This window comes from Stenotrophomonas sp. YJH_SMC_37, assembly GCF_059370035.1.
Map to the genome: position 1 here is coordinate 270,465 of NZ_JCAFTG010000003.1, position 19,262 is coordinate 289,726.

General features: G+C 66.4%; 17 protein-coding genes and 3 pseudogenes. 16 read left to right on the forward strand and 4 right to left on the reverse strand.

What is annotated here, in order from left to right; all coding sequences use genetic code 11:
- Positions 1 to 745 precede the first annotated feature (745 nt).
- Positions 746 to 2,275: pseudogene (locus AC5P8J_RS05935) on the reverse strand (RHS repeat-associated core domain-containing protein); the annotation flags it as partial.
- On the opposite strand from AC5P8J_RS05935, the pseudogene AC5P8J_RS05940 reads away from it, so the two are divergent.
- Positions 2,263 to 2,400, forward strand: a pseudogene (locus AC5P8J_RS05940) (alpha/beta fold hydrolase); the annotation flags it as partial. The pseudogenes AC5P8J_RS05935 and AC5P8J_RS05940 overlap by 13 nt on opposite strands.
- A gap of 35 nt (positions 2,401 to 2,435) precedes the next feature.
- On the opposite strand, the gene AC5P8J_RS05945 reads toward AC5P8J_RS05940, so the two are convergent.
- Positions 2,436 to 3,230, reverse strand: a complete 795-nt coding sequence (locus tag AC5P8J_RS05945; RefSeq protein WP_049426760.1) for an AraC family transcriptional regulator — start codon at positions 3,228 to 3,230, stop codon at positions 2,436 to 2,438.
- Between the two features lie 70 nt (positions 3,231 to 3,300).
- On the opposite strand from AC5P8J_RS05945, the gene AC5P8J_RS05950 reads away from it, so the two are divergent.
- From AC5P8J_RS05950 to AC5P8J_RS06000, 11 genes and pseudogenes are all read left to right on the forward strand, one after another.
- On the forward strand, positions 3,301 to 5,271 hold the full coding sequence (locus AC5P8J_RS05950) for an FUSC family protein (RefSeq protein ID WP_495216694.1): 1,971 nt from the start codon (positions 3,301 to 3,303) through the stop codon (positions 5,269 to 5,271).
- 4 nt (positions 5,272 to 5,275) lie between these two features.
- The gene (locus AC5P8J_RS05955; RefSeq protein WP_058981710.1) at positions 5,276 to 5,485 is read left to right on the forward strand and encodes a DUF1656 domain-containing protein; all 210 of its coding nucleotides are present in this window, start codon (positions 5,276 to 5,278) and stop codon (positions 5,483 to 5,485) included.
- A gap of 1 nt (position 5,486) precedes the next feature.
- Entirely contained in the window at positions 5,487 to 6,371 is an 885-nt protein-coding gene (locus AC5P8J_RS05960) for an HlyD family secretion protein (RefSeq protein WP_111102396.1), read from the forward strand.
- Positions 6,368 to 7,804, forward strand: coding sequence for an efflux transporter outer membrane subunit (locus tag AC5P8J_RS05965; RefSeq protein WP_111102397.1), 1,437 nt, complete (start codon positions 6,368 to 6,370; stop codon positions 7,802 to 7,804). The genes AC5P8J_RS05960 and AC5P8J_RS05965 overlap by 4 nt, the downstream gene beginning before the upstream one ends.
- Before the next feature lie 134 nt (positions 7,805 to 7,938).
- Positions 7,939 to 8,286, forward strand: coding sequence for an RcnB family protein (locus AC5P8J_RS05970; protein ID WP_021204235.1), 348 nt, complete (start codon positions 7,939 to 7,941; stop codon positions 8,284 to 8,286).
- Positions 8,287 to 8,358: 72 nt separating this feature from the next.
- Positions 8,359 to 8,580: pseudogene (locus tag AC5P8J_RS05975) on the forward strand (nuclear transport factor 2 family protein); the annotation flags it as partial.
- Between the two features lie 117 nt (positions 8,581 to 8,697).
- Positions 8,698 to 9,372 (forward strand): response regulator transcription factor, encoded by a 675-nt coding sequence (locus AC5P8J_RS05980; RefSeq protein WP_019659910.1) that lies wholly within the window; start codon positions 8,698 to 8,700, stop codon positions 9,370 to 9,372.
- Positions 9,369 to 10,601, forward strand: coding sequence for a HAMP domain-containing sensor histidine kinase (locus AC5P8J_RS05985; RefSeq protein WP_111102398.1), 1,233 nt, complete (start codon positions 9,369 to 9,371; stop codon positions 10,599 to 10,601). Before AC5P8J_RS05980 ends, AC5P8J_RS05985 begins: the two co-directional genes overlap by 4 nt.
- A 59-nt stretch (positions 10,602 to 10,660) precedes the next feature.
- Positions 10,661 to 11,047, forward strand: a complete 387-nt coding sequence (locus AC5P8J_RS05990) for a diacylglycerol kinase (protein WP_021204238.1) — start codon at positions 10,661 to 10,663, stop codon at positions 11,045 to 11,047.
- A gap of 73 nt (positions 11,048 to 11,120) precedes the next feature.
- Positions 11,121 to 12,947 carry a phosphoethanolamine transferase EptA gene (gene eptA / locus AC5P8J_RS05995; protein ID WP_227853830.1) on the forward strand — a complete coding sequence of 609 codons (1,827 nt, stop codon included), beginning with the start codon at positions 11,121 to 11,123 and terminating at the stop codon, positions 12,945 to 12,947.
- 61 nt (positions 12,948 to 13,008) lie between these two features.
- Positions 13,009 to 13,311, forward strand: coding sequence for a hypothetical protein (locus AC5P8J_RS06000; protein WP_227853028.1), 303 nt, complete (start codon positions 13,009 to 13,011; stop codon positions 13,309 to 13,311).
- 18 nt (positions 13,312 to 13,329) lie between these two features.
- Here AC5P8J_RS06000 and AC5P8J_RS06005 read toward each other — a convergent pair whose 3' ends face one another.
- On the reverse strand, positions 13,330 to 14,250 hold the full coding sequence (locus AC5P8J_RS06005; protein ID WP_206621428.1) for a M14 family metallopeptidase: 921 nt from the start codon (positions 14,248 to 14,250) through the stop codon (positions 13,330 to 13,332).
- Positions 14,251 to 14,396: 146 nt separating this feature from the next.
- Here AC5P8J_RS06005 and AC5P8J_RS06010 point away from each other — a divergent pair, with 146 nt between their 5' ends.
- Genes AC5P8J_RS06010 through AC5P8J_RS06025 form a run of 4 tightly spaced genes read left to right on the forward strand, consistent with a single transcriptional unit; the run spans position 14,397 to position 18,318 of the window.
- Positions 14,397 to 15,050, forward strand: a complete 654-nt coding sequence (locus AC5P8J_RS06010) for a DUF3348 family protein (protein ID WP_134732382.1) — start codon at positions 14,397 to 14,399, stop codon at positions 15,048 to 15,050.
- A 10-nt stretch (positions 15,051 to 15,060) separates the two neighbouring features.
- Positions 15,061 to 17,325: a DUF802 domain-containing protein gene (locus tag AC5P8J_RS06015; protein ID WP_478435865.1), complete on the forward strand. Its 2,265-nt coding sequence runs from the start codon at positions 15,061 to 15,063 to the stop codon at positions 17,323 to 17,325.
- Positions 17,322 to 17,960, forward strand: coding sequence for an OmpA family protein (locus tag AC5P8J_RS06020; protein WP_478435866.1), 639 nt, complete (start codon positions 17,322 to 17,324; stop codon positions 17,958 to 17,960). Before AC5P8J_RS06015 ends, AC5P8J_RS06020 begins: the two co-directional genes overlap by 4 nt.
- Positions 17,950 to 18,318 carry a DUF2894 domain-containing protein gene (locus AC5P8J_RS06025; protein ID WP_099487947.1) on the forward strand — a complete coding sequence of 123 codons (369 nt, stop codon included), beginning with the start codon at positions 17,950 to 17,952 and terminating at the stop codon, positions 18,316 to 18,318. Before AC5P8J_RS06020 ends, AC5P8J_RS06025 begins: the two co-directional genes overlap by 11 nt.
- Before the next feature lie 479 nt (positions 18,319 to 18,797).
- On the opposite strand, the gene AC5P8J_RS06030 is transcribed toward AC5P8J_RS06025, so the two are convergent.
- Positions 18,798 to 19,244, reverse strand: a complete 447-nt coding sequence (locus AC5P8J_RS06030; RefSeq protein ID WP_111102401.1) for an REP-associated tyrosine transposase — start codon at positions 19,242 to 19,244, stop codon at positions 18,798 to 18,800.
- Positions 19,245 to 19,262 lie beyond the last annotated feature (18 nt).

Below are 19,262 nucleotides of genomic sequence, written 5' to 3' on the forward strand. Positions count from 1 at the left end.
GATGTCCTTCAGGGCACTGCATCCAGCCTCCCCCGCAAAGACTACTGTGAGTAATTGACTTCTTTAGTGACATTTCCACTTCGGTCGTACCATCGCCACACACCGGCCTTATGCCCATTCTTAAACGGTCCACGCATACGAATATACCCATCATCTGCGGCGACAAATGGACCATCAGCAATCTCGCACCCCTTCAAAGAGCCCGCTTTTCCCCACGGCTCGGTCTTCAGTCGAGCGGGCTCAACACATTCTATCAGCTCATCGTCGAACGAATTCGTCGTTGCGCCCTGCTTCTGATCCGCACATGCCGAAGAAAGTGACGCCAGCAGGACGCATGTCATGTATCTCTTCATACCTACCTCAGCCCAGGAACCTTCGAGTTGAGCAATCGTTTGTTCTGCTCTTGCTGCAGTTCGACTGTACTAGCATTCCAAAGTGTCTTGGCTACAAATGATTGGCAATGGTTGGCAGGCCCCCACCTACCAAGTGATCTCCCTATCTGAAGCTGGGAATTGACTCTCGCTTCGTCGACATTTTTAACCACTTTGCATGATGCTCCAGGCTCATTGCTACGACCGACATGGTTGGTCACCTGCACGGGATCGCCCGGCATGTCTCCACTGTCGTTACCAGGTACGTTTCCACGAGTGCCACCCATGCCTGCCTCAACTGTATCCGTACGAATCCATTGGTGATCAATTGGATTGTTGGATACTCCAAAGGCCGGCTGACTACATACAAGTACTTCCAAGCCCTCAGGGTCAATCCAACTCATCGGATTTCCCATCACGTAGCCAAAGGTATTTGGCCCCGCTGCGAGCCCAATCGGATCACTCTGCGAATAACGACCCACCGCAGGGTCATACTCCCGCTGGTAGTTGTAGAACAGCCCACTCGCATCCGTCGCCTGCTGGCCCGGGAAGCGCAGCGCCAGTTCGAACGCCACACCATCCCCGTCCTGGTCTGCACTCGGAATCTGGTTGCCGAACACCTCGCTCTTGTTGCTCCACTCCCAGATCGCGACATTCCGTACCGGATCGATCACCACGCGCGGTGTGCCCAGGTGATCCGGCTGCACGTAGGCCAGTTCCGGCACGCCGGTGGCCGGCATGTTGATCAACGCCACCGGGTAGTTGTCCAGCCAGATGGCCTGCTGCTGCGCCTGGCCCGTGGCCGAGTAGTTGCCCAGCCACTGCCCTGCTTCGTCGTACAAGGTGATCTGCGCTGCGCCACCGGCCGGGGTACGCAGTACGCGCTCACCGCGATGGTTGTAGGCGTAGCTTTCCAGTACAGCATCGCCCTGCTTCACTGCGTTCATGCGGTTGGCATCGTTGTAGGTGAACGTCTTGCCGCCGATGCTGGTGGTGTTGCCCACCGCGTCATGGTTGCGCGCCTCGGCATCCACCGCAATCAGCCGATGGCTGGTTGCGGGATAGGTGTAGCTGGCGGTGCCTGCCGAGGTGGTCAGCGCGGTGCGATTGCCGGTGGCGTCATACGCATAGGTTTCGATCGGGGTGCCTGTCGTCCCGTCCTGGGTCTGCGTCAGGCGACCCAGCGTGTCGTAGGCGTACTTGGCCAGCACCGTCGAGCCTGCGCCATTCTTCAGCTCAGTGATCGAGCCGACCGGATCATAGCCATAGCCCAGCGACAGGCCGCCTGCAGCCGGGTCATGCACCGCCTGCGGGCGATAATCCAGATCCAACGGACGCTGCAGCTGGCGGCCGTTGCCGTAGGCCCAACCGGTCGCCGGGCCGAAAGCCGCGTAGGTCAGGTTGTTCACCACGATCTGGCGGGCCTGGCCGGGGCGGGTCAGGCCGATCTGGCTGATGCGGCCCTGGGTATCGCGGACGTAGTCGGCCACGCTGCCGTCGGGGTAGGTCAACGCAGTCAGGCGGCCCGACTTGCTATAGGCGTAGCGCAGCGTGCTGGCAACGCCGTTGACGGTCTGTACCTTGCGGGTGACCTGGCCGAAGCGATCATGGCAGTACTGGGTACTGCCATTGGCGTGCAGCACCTGCCCCAGCCGTCCCTTGGCGAAGCGCTCGTCGGCGGCACAGGCGGCAGGCGCCACGTCATAGCTGTAGCCCGCGTCCAGATTGGGATCCGGGTAGGCGATGCCGATCAGGCGGTTGAGTGCATCGTAGTGATAGGTGGCGGTGACGCCACGCGCATCGGTAGCCGTCTTGCGGTTGCCGGCGGCATCCACGGTGAAGCTGCTGGCGCCACTGTCCGGGCTGACTTGCCCGGTCAGATCACCGAAACCGTTGTAGGCATAGCCTGCTCTTCTCGGGATTCACGCGCGGCTCGCATCGCTACCTGGCGACCGGGCACACCCTCCAGCGCGAGGATCCTGCTGCAGTGGTGGCCGCGATTCAATCCGTCTCCGGCACTTTGAAGTAGCCGTTCCAGGCAATGGCTTTCCGGGTTGTTCCCTGCTACTGCCCACGCAGGCGCACCGCAAAGTACCGCGCCGGGGAAAGGCCAAGCGCTTTCTTGAACATCGTGATGAAGGCCGTCACCGACTCATAGCCCAGCGTCTCGGAAACGCGTTGTACGGGTGCACCGGCGGCGAGTTCCCGAATGGCGATGAGCAGGTGCAGTTGCTGCCGCCAGCGCCCGAAGGACAGTCCCGTTTCCCGTTCGATGAGCCGGGTCAACGTGCGCTCGCCCAGGGCCAGGCGCACAGCCCACTGGCTGATGGTGCTGCGGTCTGCCGGATCCGCCGACAGCGCCGCCGCCAGCGCACGCACCTTCGGGTGATGGCTGACCGGCAGCGAGAGGTGCTCGGCCGGCATCTGTACCAGCTCGTCCAGCAACACCCGCGCCAACCGGTCGGTGTGGCTGCCATGCGGGTAGTCCAGCGGCGCGTCGGCCAGGTGCAGGATCATCTCGCGCAGCATTGGGGAGATCGCCAGCGTCACGCACTGCATGGGCAGATCGACGATGCCGGGTTCGACGAACAGATAGCACAGGCGCGCGTTGGCAGTGGCGCGGTTGCTGTGCGGCATGCCGCCCGGAATCCAGACGCCACACTGCGGCGGCACGATCCACAGCGCATTGGCCACTTCGCAGGTCACCGCCCCATGCAGCGCAAGAATGAGCTGACCCTTTCGATGCTCATGCACCGGAATTTCCGCGTCGTGCTCGGCCACCTGCAGGCGGCTGGCAACCGCCGGGCGATCGGTCTCGTCCGGGTCCAGGTCAAAGCCGGGGAGCGAAATGCGAGCCATTCTCACATTGACCGGTTTTAGCGATTGACTGTCATTGTAGCGAAATTCGCCAGTGCGGCCGATCACTAGCATGAGCCGCATGCACTCCCCCTCTCCTGCCCGTCCCCACGTGTTCCAGGCATTCGCCCGGTTGAAAAGCCCTGCCCTCAGGACCGATCAGGAGGCGGTGCTCTTCTCGCTCAAATGCCTGCTCGCCGCGTCGCTGGGGCTGTATGTCTCTCTATGGATCGGCCTGAATCGCCCGTTCTGGGTGATCGGCACGGTCTATCTGGTATCGCAGCCTCTGTCCGGGGCGACACTCAGCCGCGGCCTGTTCCGCCTGCTCGGTACCGTGGGCGGGGCCGTCGCCACCGTCGTGCTGGTGCCGCGTTTCGCCAATGCACCCCTGGTGCTGAGCGCCGCGCTCGCCACCTGGATGGCGCTGTGCCTGTATCTGGCGATGCTCGACCGCACGCCGCGTGCCTATGCGTTCCTGCTGGCCGGCTATACCACCAGCCTGATCGGCTTTCCTGCGGTGATGGTGCCGGGAGACGTGTTCACCATTGCCATCACGCGGGTGCAGGAAATTGCCATCGGCATCCTGGCCGCAACGCTGGTACACGCGCTGGTGCTGCCGCGCCGGGTCTCGATGCGCGTGCACGCACGGGTCGCTGCCGTGCTGGATGACGCGGAACGATGGACACGGGACATGCGCGCCGGCGCATCGGACACGGTGCTGGCGACGGACCGCTCGAAAGTGGCCGCCGACCTGCTCGAGCTGCACGTGCTGTCGATCCACCTGCCCTACGACAGCGCCCACGGCGTGGCGCAGGTGCAGATCCTGCGCGCCCTGCACGACCGGATGCTGGACGTCCTGATGCTGTCCAGCGCGGTGGAAGATTCCATCGACCGGCTGCGTTCACCACAGGCCGGCGCGATGGATGCAACGGGCTGGCGCGATCTGCTGCAGGCCGGCCTCGCCGCGCAACAGGCCGAGCTCGACCTCGCCTACGCCGACTGCCGCGTGCTGCAGGCGCAACTGCACACTACCCGTCCCGACTGGCGTCGGCATGTACCTGCCCGCCTTGCACGACATGTGCAGGGTGCGGTACTTCACCGGGATCATCGGCTTGCCCTGCGCAGCGCGCTGGGCGCGTTCGTCGGCATCCTGCTGAGCTGCGTTCTATGGATCGCTACCGGCTGGTCGGAGGGCGCCACGGCGGTGTCCATCATCGGCACGGCGTGCGTGCTGTTCGGCACGATCGAAGCGCCGGCACCGCATGTCATGCGCTACCTGGTGGGATCGTGCATCGGCGTGGCCGTCGGTCTGCTCTACGGTCTGCTGATCTTCCCCGCGTTGTCCGATATCACCGGCCTGATTGCCGCGCTCGCGCCGGTGCTGCTGCTGTGCGGATCGTTCCTGGCCCGGCCGCCATTCACCATGGCTGCCTTGGGCGTGGTGCTGACGTTTCCGCTCATTGCCAGCCTGGGCGCGACCAATACGACCAACATCGTCGGCGCGCTCAACAACAGCGTTGCGTTGTTCATCGGTACGACGGTGGCACTGTGCAGCATGCAGCTGTTCCAGACCGCCGATGCGGTCCGCAACCGCGCTCGGCTGGAGCGGTCGATCCGTCGGGACATCGCACGCTACGCCGCCGGACAAGGCGGTGCGAGCCGCGCGTGGCTCAGCCGCATGCTGGATCGAATAGGGCTGCTCGCTCCCAGGCTGCAGGGCCGTTCCAGCGCCGCTCACGACCTGCGGGCATTGTTTGCGGACGTGCGTGCGGCACGAGCATCCAGCCAACTCCGCGCGCTGGAAAAGCGGCTGCACAACCCGCAGGTTCGGACGCTTCATGCGGCGCTGGTCGAACGCATCGCTGCACATTTCGGGGTTCGCGTCCACTCGGCACGCAGTGTCGACATCCATCTTCTGGTACTGCTGGACCGCATGCGCGAGGTAGCTGCGGCCAGCAGCGGGGTCGATCGAGAGCATCTGCTGCACCTGCTCTGCGGGTTGCGCTGCGACCTGCTCGTACCTCCGCTCACCCACCGGCGCTGACCTCATGCTTCCTGATCTTTCCATTGATGGCGTGCTGATCCCCGGCCTGCTCGCTGTGGCCGCCGCCGCGCTGGTGCTGTCGATGCTGACCTCACGTCTGCTCGCCAGCCTCGGCCTGTACCGGTTGTTCGCCGCGCGGCCGCTGGTGGGCCTGTCCCTGTTCGTGATCCTGGCGGAGCTGATGATCCGGCTCTCGCCCCTGCTCGAGAAATGAAATGAAAGACCTGCTTGCTGTTATCGGGCGCTGGAGCGCAACGCTGGTCGTGTGTGCGCTTGCCGCCATTGCCGCGTTCTCCCTCTGGAATCGTTACGAAACACGCCCGTGGACGCGTGATGGACGGGTGCGCGCCGATGTGGTGCGCGTTGCGTCGGACATGGGGGGGCTGGTCACCCAAGTGCTCGTGCACGACAACCAGCGGGTCAGTGCCGGCCAGCTGCTGCTGGTGCTCGATCAGCCACGCTTCGCCGCCACGCTGGAGAAGGCAGACGCGGCGGTCAGGAGCGCGCATGCCACGCTGGCGCTGGCTCGCCGCGAATCGGCGCGGGACAACGCACTTGGCAACCTGGTCGCTTCGGAAACCCGCGAACGCAACGCCGCCAAGGTCGATACCGAGCTGGCCGCGCTGGCGCAGGCACGGGCCGAACAGCGCGTTGCCCAGCTCAACGTGCAACGCACCGAGGTGCGCGCAACCACCGATGGCATCATCACCAACCTCGACCTGCACGCGGGCGACTACCTGCAGCCGGGGGCACAGGCGCTGGCGCTGATCGACACCCGCAGCCTGCGCATCGAGGGCTATTTCGAGGAAACCAAGCTGGGCTGCATCACCGAGGGCGATGCCGCCGTGGCCCGGCTGATGGGCGACAACCACGACGTGCGCGGGCACGTGGAAACCATCGCCGCCGGCATTGCCGACGATCAGCGCTCAAGCACACACAACCTGCTGCCCGCCGTGGCGCCAACTTACACCTGGGTGAGGCTGGCGCAGCGCATCCCGGTACGCATCCGCATCGATGATGCGCCGTCGGACACCCGCCTGATCGTGGGTCGCACTGCGAGCGTGACCATCGCGCCCTCGGCAGCGGGAGCCTGCAAGTGAGCCTGCGAACACTACGCGGTGGGCTGCTTGCCCTGCTGCTGCCGATGACGGCCTGCGTCTCCGGCCCCGACTATCACCTGCCTGCGAATGCCGTCGCTGCCACGCCACGGGCAGCGCGGGCATTCGTCTCGGGCGGGGAGGCATCGTTCAGCCACGACGCGCCACCGGATCGGTGGTGGGAACTGTATGGCGACCCCCAGCTTGACGGCTACGTGCGCGAAGCACTGGCGGCCAACACCGACCTACGCGCTGCCGATGCCAACCTCCGGCGCGCCAGCGCTACCGTGCTGGAGTACCGCGCGCGCGGTGCCGTACAGACCGACGTGGATGCGTCGGGCACGCTCATCCATGCCGGTGGCTACACCCAGGCGTCGGCCGCGCCGCAGTCGTACGCGCTGGGCCTTCACCTCTCCTATCCACTGGATCTTGCAGGCGGTATCCGCCGCGGCATCGAAGCCGCGAACGCGGACGCCGAGGCCGTCGCTGCGGCGCGGGACCAGGTCCGCGTGGTCGTCGCTGCGGCCGTCACCCGGGCCTATCTCCAGGTGTGCACCCGAAATCACACGCTCGCTGCAACCCGGCAGGTGCTGGCGGTGCAGCGCGCCACCCTGGAGGCAACCCGACGCCTGGCTGCCGGAGGGCGCGGAACGGACTTCGATGTCAGCCGTGCCGGTGCCGCCGTCAACCGCAGCGCGGCGGGGATACCGCACCTGCTGGCGGAACGCCAGGCCGCACTGTTCGAACTGGCCGCATTGATGGGCAGGCTCCCGGCGGACTATCCCAGGGAGGCCGAAGCCTGCCCAGGCCCCCCGGACCTGGAGCAGGCGCTGCCGGTCGGTGATGGTTGGCAACTGCTCCAGCGGCGCCCCGACGTACGCGCAGCCGAACGCAGCCTGGCCGCCGCGACTGCAATGATCGGTGTCGAGACGGCGGGTCTCTATCCGCAGATCACCTTGGGCGCCTCTTCGGGCGTGGCCGGCACACCGGCGCATCTACTGTCGGCCGACGGCTTCGGTGCGAGTATCGGTCCCGCGCTGTCATGGCACTGGCCCAACCGCCGCGTGGCCAAGGCCCGCGTCGCAGCGGCAGGTGCCAATGCAGATACCGCGCTCGCGTCCTTTGACGGCGTCGTGCTGCAGGCACTGCGCCAGACCGAGACCGCGCTTTCTGCCTGCACGCAGGAACTTGAACGCGAGCGCAGCCTGGCGCAGGCGCGTGGGGATGCAGCGCGGGCCGCCGGGCAGGCGCAGCAGCTCTACCGTTTCGGCAGGATCGATTTTCTCAACCTGCTTTCGGCCCAGGCCGCGCTGGCAGATGCGGAGTCCGCATTGGCCGTCTCGCGCGCGGAGCGCATTGACCGGCAGATGGATCTTTTCCTGTCGTTGGGTGGAGGCTGGGCTGCAACAGATTCAGCCCTGGGCGGGGTCCAGTGACCTGTTGCCTGGCAGCGGCTGCAGGCCGCGCCGTCTGTTCAGAAAAGTGCCGCCCAAACCCGTATTCATTCACACTGACTGCCCTATATTCCCGCCACAGCGCCGCATGCTGCGGCCATGACGGAGGCACTTCCATGAAGACCACACGTTTGCTTGCCATCGCTTTGACCACCGCCACCGCGTTGGCTGCGGCCCCCGCCTTCGCTGACCCGCCGCATCACGCCCGCGGCAACGGCCCGCCGCCGCATGCCGGCGGCCCGCACAACCGTGATGCGCCGCCGCCCGGCTGGCAGAAGAAGGCCTGGCGTCGTGGCGACCGCCTGCCCTGGGCCGAAGTGGACCGCCGCTACTGGGTGGATGATTACGCGCGTTATGACCTGCGCAATCCGGGTCGCGGCCAGCGCTGGGTGCGCCAGTCCGACACCGAGTACCTGTTGGTGGAGATCGCGACCGGCTTGATCATCGACGCGCTGCATCGTTGAATGCGGAGCGCGCTGGGGCCCTGTAGCCGTGGCCCCGGCGGCGCTTCCACCCTACGAAGGCCGTCATGAACGATGCGAACCACCGGAATCCAGAACGCGCTTCTCGCTGCGTGCCTCGCCGCAGGCCTGCCGGCCCATGCAAGCCAGCGCCCATCATCGGCTGATGTGAATGCCATCGAACAGGTGGTCGAATCGTTCCGCACCTCGTTGATCAACAAGGACAAGCCGACCTACATGAGCCTGTTCTTTTCGGACAGACCGGAAGATATCGGCTGGCAGTTCGTTTCCGAAGATGCCGGCCGATTGAACGTCGCTTGACGCGGCCGAACCCAGGCCGCGAACCATTCAGCATGCGCATTGGCAATCAGTCAGGGATCGGGCACAGTTCGGCCACGCGCAAGGACGCACGCCATGACCCGCCTGCTGATCATCGAAGACAACCCCGAGCTCGTAGCCAACCTGTACGCTTTCTTTGAGCCTATCGGCTACGTGCTGGACGACGCCCGCGACGGTGCCAGCGGCCTGCGCCGGGCCACGCAGCACGACTACGACGCCATCCTGCTGGACCTGATGCTCCCGCGCCTGGATGGCATGACGCTGTGCCGAAAGCTGCGCCGGGAATTCCAGAACCCGGTGCCGATCCTGATGCTGACCGCGCGCGATCCGGTCGAGGACCGCGTGCAGGGCCTCGCTCTCGGCGCCGATGACTACCTGGTCAAACCGTTCTCGCTGAAGGAACTGGATGCGCGGATCAAGGCCCTGGTGCGACGCGCCCAGGGCCGTCAGGTCGACAGCGTACTGGCGTGGAAGGACTTGCAGGTAGATACGCGCTCGCCGCAGGCCTGGCGACAGGGGCGCTGCATCGCGCTGACGCCTACGTCGCACAAACTGCTGATGTGCCTGGTACGCGCGGCCCCGGCCGTGGTGCGCAAGCAGGAGATGGAATACCTGGTCTGGGGCGACGAGCCACCGGACAGCGGCGCGCTGCGTACCCACATCCATGAGCTGCGCCTGCAGGTGGACCGCAGCTTCGACACCACGTTGATCGCCACGGTGCACAGCGTCGGCTGGCGCATGCCGGCGTGACCCCTGCCGCTCTCTACCGCCGCCTGGCCCTGCGTACCCGCATCACGATTTCGTTCGTGCTGCTGATGGCCGGCGCGATGGGCTTCATCGTCCTGGCCGAACAGGTGGACTACGACCAGGTCAGGGCCGCGGTCATCGCCCGGACCCAGGACAGTGCCGTGCACAAGCTGCAGGCAGCGCTGGCCCGTGGCGAGCGCCCCGCCCTGCCCCCGGGCAGCCAGCTGTACGACAGCCATAGCGTGCCGATGGTGCTGCGCCAGTACGGCCTGGGCTACCACGGCGAAGCAGGACCCGACGAGTGGCACCTGCGTGTGTTCGACAGTGGCGGCCAGCGCTACTACCTGCTGCAGGACGCTGCACCCTATGGCTACCTGGAACACCTGATCAATGCCTTTGCCGCGGTGGTCATTTCGATCTGCGTGCTCGGCGCCTTCCTGATCGGTCGCAGGGTGGCATCGCACGTCATCGCGCCCATCACGCAGTTGGCCGATGCCGTGCAGAGCGGGCGGAAGCCCTTTCCCTGTCAGGACGCCGGCGACGAGATCGGTGTACTCGCCCGTGCCTTCGCCCGGCACAGTGATGAGCTCGAACGGTTCCTGCATCGCGAGCAATGCTTCAGCGGCGATGCCAGCCATGAGCTGCGCACGCCCTTGGCCATCATCGGCGGCGCTGCGGAAACCCTTGCCTGCCAGCTTCCGTCCGACAGCCACCTGGTCCCCAGCGCGGAGCGTATCCTGCGCACTACCCAGGAGATGCAGCGCCAGCTGTCCTGCCTGCTGCTGCTCTCACGTACCCCCGGCTCCGTGCCGCGCAACAAGGTGGCCCTGCGCCCATTGATCGAATCCTGCATGGAGCGCTGCCAACCGTGGATTTCCGGCAAGCCGGTGATCGTTGCGTTTGATGCCCGGCATGACGCCGTGCTGGACACCAACGCAGATCTGGCGCACAGCGTGATCTGGAACCTGCTGCGCAACGCCTGCCAGTACACCGAAAGGGGCGAAGTGAGGATCACCCTCCACGACACCGCACTCACCGTCGCCGACACCGGACCCGGCCTGCCCTCCAGTATCGACCCACAGCAGTTCCAGCGCTTCGTGCCCGGCAGCCCGCACAATGGCGAGGGACTGGGGCTGTCCATCGTGCAGCGCATCGTCGAGCACCTGGGCTGGAGGATGACGGTGCACTCCTCGCAGCAGGGATGCCGGTTCAGCCTGGAATGGCCCGCCTGACGGTTTCCTGACACGCGCGTGCACATGCTGGGGATTGCTCACTTCACGGCGGAAACGGCATGCAGCACCCCAAGGACAGCGGCAAGTACCCGCATGGCAAGACCGGCCTGGGCCGCATCTTCCACACCCTGATCCATTCGCGAGACGGATTCATCGCTACCTTTCGTGGCGAGGCTGCTTTTCGCCAGCTGCTGCTCCTGCACGCGCTGTTGATCACTGCAGCGTTCGTACTGGACATCAGCGCGGTCGAGCGCGCATTGGTGTTGGCGGTCTGCTTCATCAGCCTGCTGGTGGAACTGCTCAACTCGGCGATTGAAGCCGTGGTTGATCGCATTTCGCTGGAGCAGCATCCGCTGTCCAAGAACGCCAAGGACATGGGCAGCGCCGCGCAGACCACCGCGTTGTTGATGGTCGGCGCAGTGTGGGGCGTGATCCTGCTGGGCTAGCCCGGCAAGGCTGACAACTTCCTGATAAAGCCGTTTCGATACTGCGCGCACTCCTGTTCCGCGGAACCTGCTCGTGCGCCAATGCCTCCGTTTTCCACGGCCCCATCCGATCATCCTGGTCTGGGCCGCAGCGTTTTTCTTCACCACGATTGGAAACATCGCCCTCTGGAAGACGCTGTGGGGGCTGATCGACCTCAACAGCCTGCGCAGCGTGCTGTTCCTGGCCAGCCTGCCGCTGGTGCTTTTCTGCCTGTTCAACCTGATGCTGACGCCACTGCTGGCACTGCCGTTCCTGCGCAGGCCGCTGCTGGTGCTGCTCGTTGTCGTCAGCGCCGCCTGCAGCTACTTCATGCTGCACTACAACGTGCTGATCGATCGCAGCATGGTGCAGAACGTGTTCGAGACCAACCAGGCCGAACTGAACGCCTATCTGTCGCTGCCACTGCTGTTGACCCTGCTGGCGCTGGGCGTGCTGCCCGCTGCCGGGCTGGCCCTGGTGCGCACCACCAGCGGGGCCGGTTCGATACGTTCGCTGCTGGTGTGGCCAGTCAGCGTTCTGGCGTCATTGCTGGTACTGCTGGCAATCGGCTTCGCGTTCTACAAGGACTATTCCTCACTGCTGCGCAACAACCGCCACATCCGCGACCAGGTGCTGCCGTTGAACGTGGTGCGGCATACCCACGGTTATCTGAAAGGTCTCTACAGCACCCGCCAGCAACCGCTGCGCGCGATTGGCATGGACGCACAGCGCGCGCCGGGCCCGCGCCCGAAGCTGGTGATCCTGGTCGTCGGCGAGACCGCGCGATCACAGAACTTCCAGCTCAACGGCTACCCACGCGCGACCAATCCCCGGCTCTCGCGCAAGGAAGGCGTCATCAGCTTCAATGATGTCTCCTCATGCGGGACCGCCACGGCCATCTCGGTGCCGTGCATGTTCTCGCAGATGACCCGAGGCCAGTACGACGACGTGCGCGCCGCAACCGAGGAGAACGTGCTCGACATCCTGCAGCGCACCGGCATCAGCGTGCTCTGGCGCAACAACAACAACGGCGGCTGCAAGGGCGTGTGCGAACGCGTACCGACCGAGGACATGCCTGCGCTGAAGGTGGCCGGCCAGTGCGTCAACGCCGACGGCACCTGCTACGACGACGTGCTGCTGCACCAGTTGGGCGCACGCATCGATGCCATCAACGGCGACGCCCTGATCGTGCTGCATCAGCTCGGCAGTCATGGGCCGACCTACTTTGAACGGTATCCCGCAGCGTCGCGGGCTTTCAGCCCGACCTGCGACAGCAATCAGATCCAGCATTGCAGCAACGAGGCGCTGGTCAACACCTACGACAACACTCTGGTCCACACCGACCACCTGCTGGGCAAGGCCATCGACCTGCTGCAGGGCTATGCGGACCAGCGTGATGTCGCACTGATCTATGTGTCCGACCATGGCGAGTCGCTGGGCGAACGCGGGATGTACCTGCACGGCACGCCCTACTTCATCGCCCCGCGCGAGCAGACCCAGGTGCCGATGGTGATGTGGTTCTCAACGGAGTTCAGCCACAACGCGGGCCTGGACCTGGCCTGCATGCGTGGGAATGCGCTGCACCGCGCGTACAGCCATGACAACGTCTTCCACTCGTTGCTGGGCCTGTTCGGGGTCAGCAGCACGGTATACCAGCGCGATCTGGATGTGTTCGCCGGTTGCCGCACGGGAACGGCCCAGAGGACTACCGGGCCCGCGGTTGTCAGCGCGCCTGTTGCCGCGCTGCCAGCGAGGACCCGGCGTTGCTGGGCCAGGCTGAGCCTCGTCAGAAGTCCGCAGCTGCGGCGACGCGATGCTCTGGGCTGCTGGCGAGGCGTCGCCTTCGGATGGGTTCGCGGCACCGCTGGGCGCGGGGGGTGATCACCTTGATGACGTTGATCATCTTGATGCACCTGGCGGGCGCTGCTAAGGTCCCGGCAGAGTGCTGCTCCTGATCGGCCGCTTGGCGCATTTCCGGCACCGGTCTACTGGCAACAGGGCAAAGGATATGGCCGACAGAAAGTACTGGTTTACAGCGCGCAGTCACGGATGGGGCTGGGGACTGCCCTGCGCGTGGCAGGGCTGGGTGGTCTATGCGATCGCCTTTGCGCTTCTGCTCGGCGGTCCGTTCCTGTTCTCACCCTTTCGCAACCCTGTTGCCTTCCAGATCTACACTTGGACAATCGTAGTCGCGCTTGTGCTGGTCTGCTGGCGCAAGGGCGCGCCCCCCGGCCCGATGTGGTGAGGGCGGCGCTGCCGGATCTTAGTTGGCCAGGGCGAAATCCAGGCCCGCACACACCGCCGCCACCTGGGCGTCGTTGCATTCCTGCGGATTGGTGCGCGGGCTGTCCGGGTAGACCTCGGTGGTGGTGGCAAAGCGCGCATCGGTGAAGCCAGCGCAGGCGCCGATCGAACGGGATTCGCCCCAGACCACGCCCGGCGACTGCAACGGCAGGCCGACCAGATTGCCTTCGGCGTCGGCCGGGGCGATGTGGGTGATGGGCGCCACTGCGGCGATCAGTGCCTTCTGGAACTCGGCCTGCGGATCTTCACTGTTGCCGATCACGTAGAAGCCATCGGGAATGGTGTCGCGCTCGAACGGCTTGCCGTCGCGGGCGCAGCGCGCCGGATCGAACTCGTTCAGGTCGCTGTCGGTGGTCTCGTGCAGGTCCAGATGCACCAGCAGGTTCGGCTTGCGCTCGGCCACCCAGCGCATCAGCGCGGCGGCTTCCTCGATCTGGCCGCCGTCACGGAAGCTGCGGTTCGGGTCGATCGCATCCGGGTTCCAGCGCTGGATGCGCTCATAGCCCCACGGGCTGACGCACGGCGCCACGATCAGGTTCATCCGGGCCAGGTAACGCTCGGCCTCCTGTTCCAGGAACTGCAGGGCGCCGTGCACGCCGCTGGTCTCGTAGCCATGCACGCCGCCGGTGATCAGCGCGGTCGGCAGCGCCGGGTTCCAGTCGTGGTTGACCACCGCGAACAGCGGGTAATGGTCCGGTGCATAGTCCAGCTGGCCGTACTGGATCACGTCGAAAACGCTGTCGTCCAGGCGCTCAAGGGCGGCCACCACGTCATCATGGTAGCTGCGCTGGCGCTGCTGGCGGGCCCGCCACTGTGCGCGTTCCGCGTCGCCCCAGGGCTGTCCGGGGGTGCCGATCGGGTAGAACTGCGCAACAGTCATGGGGGTACTCCAAGGATCGAACGGGTGGATGCAGCCGGACATTCTAAGCCTTGTCGCGCCTGCGGGTACCGCCCCCCAGGCCCCGCCTTCATCCAGCCGGGGTCATCTGGTTGTAAAATCAACGGTTTTTGGCCCCTCACCCCTTGATGGCGAACGCAGCGCAGCCGGTCCTGGGTGGACCGGAGTTCCTCCGCCTGCTCGCCCGTCTCAGCGACGGCGCGATGCCGGCCAGCAGTCCCGCCCTGACCGATCGCCTCGGCCAGTGGGTGGACTGGAGCCGTGCCGTGGCCCTGTCCGGGGCGCTCGGAGGACGCCTGCCCGAGCCCGGTGAAGCCGTCGAAGCGGTCGAGGATGTGCTGGCCGACTGCGCCCAGGCGCACGCCAGCCTGCGCGCCTCGATCAGTGAGGACGCCGAGGCCGAGCGCCTGCTGGACCTGGCCGAGGCCGCTGCCGCACCCAACTTCGCCTCGCTGCGCCAGCGCTACCGGGTGTTGCAGCAGGCCATCCAGACCGCCACCGGGCGCCTGCGCGGCCGCCTGCGCGACCAGCTGGTACAGGTCTCGCCGGAGCTGGCGCGGCTGGCCGAGGTCGATGCAGTGATGGAACAGACCCTCACCCCGCGCGAGCACAGCCTGCTGGCCACGGCGCCGGCAGTGCTCGGCGCCCGTTTCGACCGCGTGCACGGCCAGCCCGGCTGGCGCGCGGCCTTCCGCCATGACATGCGCACCCTGCTGCTCGCCGAGCTGCAGCTGCGCTTTCACCCGATCGAAGGGCTGCAAGACGCCCTGCGCTCCCACTGACCGGAACACCATGTCCAGAACTGCTTTCCATGTCGTTGTTTTCCTTGTCGGCCTGCTGGCCGTGTGCTGGATCGGCATTGGCTACGTTTCGGTGCATCCGTTGGGTGCAGCGGTGGCGGCGATCATCGCGGCCTGCTACATCGCCGGCGGCGTGGAGCTGTACCGCTACCGCCAGGCCAGCAACGGCCTGCGCGCCGCACTGAATGACCTGTCCAGCGCGAAGGAAAGCCTCGCCCCATGGCTGGAGCGCGTGCCGGTAGGCCTGCGCAACGCCGTGCGCCTGCGCGTGGAAGGCGAGCGCACCGCCCTGCCCGCACCGGTGCTGACCCCGTACCTGGTCGGCCTGCTGGTGCTGCTGGGCATGCTCGGTACCCTGCTGGGCATGATGGACACGCTGCGTGGCACCGGACTGGCCCTGCAGAGCGCGACCGACATGGCCGCGATCCGCGGCTCGCTGGCCTCGCCGGTGCAGGGCCTGGCGGTGGCCTTCGGTACCTCGATCGCGGGCGTGGCCAGCTCGGCCATGCTCGGCCTGTTGGCCGCGCTGCTGCGCCGCGACCGCCTGCAGGCCGTGCAGCAGCTGGACCGCGCCATTGCCGGCGACCTGCACCCGTACTCGCAGGCCTGGCAGCGCGCCGAATCGCTGCGCCTGCTGCAGGCACAGTCCGCCGCGCTGCCGGCGCTGGTCGACCGCCTGCAGGCGATGACCAGCACCTTTGAACAGCACAGTGCGGCCGCCAATGAGCGCCTGCTGGCCGGCCAGGCCGAGTTCCTGACCCAGAGCCAAGCGCTGCAGGAACGCCTGGCCCTGTCGCTGCAGCAGTCGCTGCGCGAAGGTGCCGAAGCCAGTGCCGCGGCCATCGGTAGCGCGCTGCAGCCGATGGCTGAAACCACCCTGGCCGGTCTGGCTCACCATGGCGAAGCGTTGCATGCCCGTGTCGAACGGGCCGTGCAACAGCAGCTGGCGGGCCTGAGCGACGGTTTCGAACGCAGCCGGGTCGCCACCGAAGCCAGCTGGGCCAAGGTGGTGAGTGAACAGACCCAGGCGCAGCAGGCGCTGGTGAGTGATCTGCGCCAGCACCTGCAGGCCTTCAGCGATGGCCAGGGCACGCACGCCGAAGCACTCGTCGCGCGTATCGGCGAGCGCCTGCAGGCCGATGCACAGAGCAATGCAGACGCCTTGCGTGCCGCCGCCGAGCAGCAGCAGGCCCTCAACAGCGCGCTGGTCGAGCGCCAGCAGCAGGCGTTGATCGCCGCCAGCGAACATCTGGATGCGCGTGCGCAGGCGCTGCTGCAGGCACTGGAACAGCAGCACAGCGCCAACCAGTCACTGCTGCAGGATCATGAAGCGCAGCGCTCGCAGCAGTGGCAGGCCGCGCAGGCCGCCGCCGCGACTGCGCACGCCGAACTGCAGGCCAACCTGGACAGCCGCGAGCAGCAGCGCCAGGCGCGCTGGGACGCGGTCAGCGCCGAGTTGCAGCAGGCCCACGCCGCCCTGCAGACGCAACTGCAGGCTGGCGACGAACAGCGCCTGCGGCGCTGGAGCGATGCCTTGCAGCATGTTTCCACCGAGCTGGCCGAGCGCCTGCAGGCCAATGGCGAACGCCTGGCTGCACAGCAGCAACAGGTCTGCGACGCGCTGGCGGCCACCGCACAGCAGATCGGCGAGAACGGTCGCGCGCAGGCCAGTGCCACGCTGGCCGAGGTGTCTACCCTGCTGCAGACCGCCGCGGCCGCGCCAAAGGCTGCCGCCGATGTCATCAACGAGCTGCGCAGCACGCTGTCCGAGAGCCTGGTACGCGACAACGCAATGCTGGAAGAACGCGGCCGCCTGCTGGCCACCGTGCAGACGCTGCTCGATGCGGTCAACCATGCGTCGCACGAACAGCGCACCGCCGTGGACGCGCTGGTTGGCGGTTCGGCCGAGCTGCTGGAGCGCGTTGGCAATCGCTTTACCGACCATATCGCCGCCGAGACCGGGAAGCTGGACGGCATCGCCGCAGCGCTCCACGGCAGCGCCGGTGAAGTGGGCCAGTTGGCCAGCACCTTTGGTGAAGCAGTCGCGCAGTTCGGCAGTGCCGCCACCGCGCTTTCCGGCCGCCTGGAACAGATTGGCGGCGCACTGGACGCCTCGCTGGCCCGCAGCGATGAGCAGCTGGCGTACTACGTGGCACAGGCGCGCGAGGTGGTCGACCTCAGCCTGCTGTCGCAGAAGCAAGTGATGGAAGAACTGCAGCAGCTGGCCACGCGCCGCGGCAAGGCCGGCAGCGCATGAGCGACGAGCTGGAGGTCGATGGCGGCTCGCATGCCCCGATCTGGGCCGCCTTCGGCGACCTGATGTCGGTGCTGCTGGGCGCGTTCGTGCTGATCCTGGTGGGTGTGGTCGCGGTGCAGCTGGAGCTGTCGCAGCGGTTGGACCAGGAAGTGAAGCAGCGCCAGGCCGAAGCCAAGCGCCTGCAGACGCTCGAACAGGCACTGGCTGGCCCGCTGGCTGCCGGTCGCGTGACGCTGGTCGACGGCCGCATCGGCATCAGCGGCAGCGTGTTGTTCGCGCTCAACTCCGACCAGCTGCAGCCGGAAGGCAAAGAGCTGCTGCGCAGCCTGGCGGCACCGCTGGCCGCCTACCTGGGCAGCCGCGAGGAGATCCTGATGGTCAGCGGCTTCACCGACGATGCGCCCGTGCGCGAAGGCAACCGCCGCTTTGCCGACAACTGGGAGCTGTCCGCGCAGCGTTCGCTGACCGTGACCCGCACCCTGATTGCCGACGGCGTACCCGCTGATGCCGTGTTCGCCGCCGCGTTCGGCAGCGAGCAGCCGGTCAGTTCCAATGCCAATGAGGAAGGCCGCGCACGCAACCGTCGCGTGGAGATCGCGCCGATTCCCAAGCCCAAGGCGGCGGATGGCAAGTAAGCCGCCCGCCCTGGAAGGCCTGCGCGCATTGGTGCGTGACCTCGATGCGGGGTCGCGCTCGCTGCCGCATTACCCGCAGGTGCCGATGCTGCAACAGGTGCAGCGCGAATGGTCGGAGCTGCGCAGCGAACTGCAGGTGCGCCGCTCGCTACGCGCCGAGGCCCCGGCTGACGGCGGCCCGCTGAACTCGGCGGTGCTGGTGCAGCGCATGCTGGACACGATGCAGGCCACCAGCCCCGGCTACCTGCGCCACTTCATCGACTATGTGGACACCTTGTCCTGGCTGCAGGCGCTGCAGGATGGCGCCGCCAGCGGCGGTGAGACCGCAAAGCCGAAACGGACACGCAAGCCGCGCTGAACACTGAATGGTAGTGCCGGTCGCCGGCCGGCAGCTACGCATCTCCGCGTCGGTTCGTGCGGTTGCCGGCCAGCGGCCGGCACTACCATCGCGGGCGCTGTGCGCCGGAACGCGATCTGCGCTTCGCTTCCGTTCTGCTGTGGTAGTGCCGGCCGCTGGCCGGCATCACATCCAGGCTGACCACGGCCGAAGCGCGCACGCGGCGCTGAACAACGAATGGCCGTGCCGAACATTGATTGGTAGTGCCGGCCGCTGGCCGGCATCACATCCAGGCCGACCACGCCCAAAGCGCGCGCAAGCGCCGCTGAACAGCGAATGGCCGCGCTGAACACTGAATGGCAGCGCCGGCCGCTGGCCGGCAGCTACGCATCTCCTCGCGGGTTCCTGCGGTTGCCGGCCAGCGGCCGGCACTACCCTTACGGATGCTCTGTGCACCGGAACGGGATCTGCGCTGTGGTAGTGTCGGCCGCTGGCCGGCATCACCCCCAGGCCGACCACGCATACGGATACTCGCCAATCTGCCCAGCAAGACCGGCGCGTACCGGATTCCCCAGGATGTACAGCGCCTGCCGCGCCAGCGACTCTTCGGTCCTCACTGCATGATCGAAGTAGCCGGGCTGCCACACCGTACATCGACGGCCCGCCAGGCGATTCAGGGAAAGGGCGCTTGACGATTTCATCCGGCGCGCGATGTCGGGAAGGTCAGCTGCACGTAGCTCGAACATCCAGTGGACGTGATCCGGCATGACGACCCATGCGTGTGACCGTACGAGCCCGCGCTGTTCGATGTAGTGGAACTGGTCGATTACACATGCTGCTGCAGCTTCGCTTTCAAGGAGCCGGCTGCGCTGGTGTGTCGTGGTTGTCAGAACGTAGACCTGGCCGATGATCGAGTGACGGCCCAGGCGAAGGCGATGGCTGCTCATGCCCCATGGTGGGTCGAT

Coding starts and splice junctions, on each gene's coding strand:
- AC5P8J_RS06025 (WP_099487947.1), top strand. CDS start 17,950: ATGGCAAGTAAGCCGCCCGCCCTGGAAGGCCTGCGCGCATTGGTGCGT.
- AC5P8J_RS05990 (WP_021204238.1), top strand. CDS start 10,661: ATGCAGCACCCCAAGGACAGCGGCAAGTACCCGCATGGCAAGACCGGC.
- AC5P8J_RS06015 (WP_478435865.1), top strand. CDS start 15,061: ATGTCCAGAACTGCTTTCCATGTCGTTGTTTTCCTTGTCGGCCTGCTG.
- AC5P8J_RS05980 (WP_019659910.1), top strand. CDS start 8,698: ATGACCCGCCTGCTGATCATCGAAGACAACCCCGAGCTCGTAGCCAAC.
- AC5P8J_RS05970 (WP_021204235.1), top strand. CDS start 7,939: ATGAAGACCACACGTTTGCTTGCCATCGCTTTGACCACCGCCACCGCG.
- AC5P8J_RS06010 (WP_134732382.1), top strand. CDS start 14,397: ATGGCGAACGCAGCGCAGCCGGTCCTGGGTGGACCGGAGTTCCTCCGC.
- AC5P8J_RS05945 (WP_049426760.1), bottom strand. CDS start 3,230: ATGGCTCGCATTTCGCTCCCCGGCTTTGACCTGGACCCGGACGAGACC.
- AC5P8J_RS05960 (WP_111102396.1), top strand. CDS start 5,487: ATGAAAGACCTGCTTGCTGTTATCGGGCGCTGGAGCGCAACGCTGGTC.
- AC5P8J_RS05950 (WP_495216694.1), top strand. CDS start 3,301: ATGAGCCGCATGCACTCCCCCTCTCCTGCCCGTCCCCACGTGTTCCAG.
- AC5P8J_RS06005 (WP_206621428.1), bottom strand. CDS start 14,250: ATGACTGTTGCGCAGTTCTACCCGATCGGCACCCCCGGACAGCCCTGG.
- AC5P8J_RS06020 (WP_478435866.1), top strand. CDS start 17,322: ATGAGCGACGAGCTGGAGGTCGATGGCGGCTCGCATGCCCCGATCTGG.
- AC5P8J_RS06030 (WP_111102401.1), bottom strand. CDS start 19,244: ATGAGCAGCCATCGCCTTCGCCTGGGCCGTCACTCGATCATCGGCCAG.
- AC5P8J_RS05955 (WP_058981710.1), top strand. CDS start 5,276: ATGCTTCCTGATCTTTCCATTGATGGCGTGCTGATCCCCGGCCTGCTC.